Source organism: Bradyrhizobium sp. UFLA06-24, from assembly GCF_054967145.1.
In genome coordinates, this window is the sequence record NZ_JADFUE010000165.1 from 1 (window position 1) to 2,679 (window position 2,679).

Below are 2,679 nucleotides of genomic sequence, written 5' to 3' on the forward strand. Positions count from 1 at the left end.
ACACTCGAAATGGTAGATGAGTTCCGTATCACAACTCCAGGCTTTTAAGGTTTCACGACCTTGGGCAGTATAGGCCCATGTCTGAAATCTCAGCGGAAATCCTATTACGACCAACGAGGATTGGCTTTCTCACTCGGCCCACGGATTTGGTCTCGGTGCGCGCGATCATGCGAGCCTGCACCTGCACCTGGGGTGGAGTTTACAATCCAATAATACCTGTCTTTAAACGGCCACCCGACGAGTGGAGGCCCGAAATCTATCAACGCTTCAAGGGTGCAGAGGTCGCGAAGGGATATGTTCGGTTTTTTGAACCAGACGTCTACGTGGAGGCGACGGAAGGTTTGCTTGAAGAGGCCGGCTTAGGCGCAATCCGCGAAAAGCATACGATCCATCCGCAGATCATTACCCTGAAAGAGTTCCTAGAACCTGAGAAAGGCCGGGAGTCAGCAGAGCCCGAGTTTGGTCTGCACATTCATGACGTACTAAAGCACATCTACAGAACAGAGCAGCAATTTGTCCCTCGGACCAAGCATGAAAGCGTACTAGTCGCCGCGGAGCGTGGGAGCGCGCTGTCGGAGGCAATGTTCGGCGTCTATCCGACATCGCCCGACTCGAAATACATCGAGAAAGGTTATGTTGATGTCTACCGTCCCGAAAAAGTCAAACCGAGCCCAGAAGCTTGGCGAAAAGTTTTTTTAAAAGGTGCCGAAACACCACTCCGCGTAACACGTTACGGCATCAGCACGCAGCGATACTGGCATCACGACTTGATTATTTATGTGTTTGATCCCGCGCGTGCGACAGATCTTATCGATTTATGGAATTTAAGGCTCGAACCGCACCCGGTCCTGCCTGTGCCGATCGAATGGTTCGAAACACTAAGCAATGACATATCTAAGGTCCTGAAGGACGAGTATCGTCCCGTCGTTGGCAATCCGCATGGTGTAATGCATAACGCAACTATCGAGTTTGGGCGCTCAGTTCCAAAAACAAAAGCTGAAGCCTTGATTAGCACGCTTCAGCCAGGTCTTCCCCAAGGGGCGCTAGCAGTCAAATACTGGCGTAATGCTATTTGGGTTGAACATCGCGACGATCACATACACCGCGATCAGCGCTTGAAAATAACCGCTGGAGAAAAGCTTGTAGATCTGTCGATCAAAGAGGATCGTGAATTCGGGACAACGTTTAAGCCCTTGGTCCCCGAATTTGCCGGTCGTTTTGGCAAAGGTGATCACCGGTGGGTCAATGTCCTCAATCTTTCGAATTACAGCAAACGTGATATCGCAGCCGTATTACCGTTGAATACATTTGATCGCACCTGGCCACGTCTTAGCAACGGAGGCGAGCAAATCCCCGTGGGCTTGGAAGGTTGGGTATTTGCCCAGCGTTACAAAAACCTAAATCAGTACGTCACGCTCCTTAGCTCCAATGCTGCGATTGTTGGCTCGCTTGGCCGGTTGGGCATAAAGGCTCAGCTATCTGAGCCGGGCCATATAGCCCGCCAAATGTTGGAAAATGTCGGAGGACTGTGGGGGGTTCATTATCTCGCTGACATTTCTACTATTGAACTTCTCAATAAAATGTCTGGTGGTTTACGCCGCCGTAGCAATAACGACGACACGCTTGAAGAAAATTTCGGTCTACGGACAGCGCCTTTAAAAGATTGGACTGACCTTATTTCTATGCGACGGGCCAAGCGCTCGTTTTCAGAATTATCACTTCAAGATTTCACCACGCGCAATGTCATCAGACTTGGACTGGAAACGGATTGCCCGCATTGCCGTGCGACAAACTGGAATACTTTAACTGACATTGACTATCGCATCACTTGTGAGCGCTGCCTAAAAACCTATGATTTCCCGCAGGCGACGTTGAGGCAATTCAATCAGAACTTCACTTATAGAGTAGTTGGCCCCTTTTCAGTTCCAGACTACGGGCGCGGTTCGTATAGCGCCCTCCTAACGTTGCGCGTCCTTGAGCGCTTTCATTCGGGGTCTGATGTTATGACATTTTCCACTGCTATGAACCTTTCGATCGACAAGTTAAGGTGTGAAGTAGACTTCGTCGCGTGGCGCAGCGACGATCGATTGCCAGAAAGGCGACGTCCACCCACTCTCATCATCGGCGAGGCGAAATCGCTCGGTAAAGGCGAACTGATAAAACCAAAGGATCTCGCTAAGCTAAAGGCAATCGCGACCCGGTTACCTGATGCAGTTGTAGTGATCTCGGTTCTTCGAGACCATTTTACCGCCTCGGAGAAGAAAATACTTACGAAGTTCGTAAACTGGGGACGGCGCGTCAATGTGCACGGGGAGCCAACCAATCCCATTTTGCTTTTAACGTCGCACGAATTGATGATGGATCTCTACATATCAACCACCTGGAATCGAATAGGGGGAGCCCATGCAAAATTTGACAGCTACGAGCACACTCGTAATCTTTTGAATTTTGCGAACGCGACTCAACAAATCTATCTCGGAATGCAGTCATTTCATCAAGCGCGGGATGAGTATTGGAAAAAGCGACTTGCGCGTCGCCAACAAGCTAAAGCCCGAAAGGCCCAGTAAGGGCCTGCGGCCCTCTGTCCGTAAAGGCCAAGACAAGCGCCGCTCCGCGGCGGCCTTGACGGCCAACCCCCGCTCATTGGCGCGGGCCTAGTCCGGGTTCTGACGAACCCGT

Annotated in this window: 1 protein-coding gene; it reads left to right on the plus strand. The window is 50.9% G+C overall.

Annotation, left to right across the window (positions count from 1 at the left end; translation table 11 throughout):
• The first annotated feature begins 155 nt into the window (after positions 1-155).
• Positions 156-2,567 (plus strand): hypothetical protein, encoded by a 2,412-nt coding sequence (locus IF809_RS38340; RefSeq protein ID WP_462840059.1) that lies wholly within the window; start codon positions 156-158, stop codon positions 2,565-2,567.
• Positions 2,568-2,679: the final 112 nt, after the last annotated feature.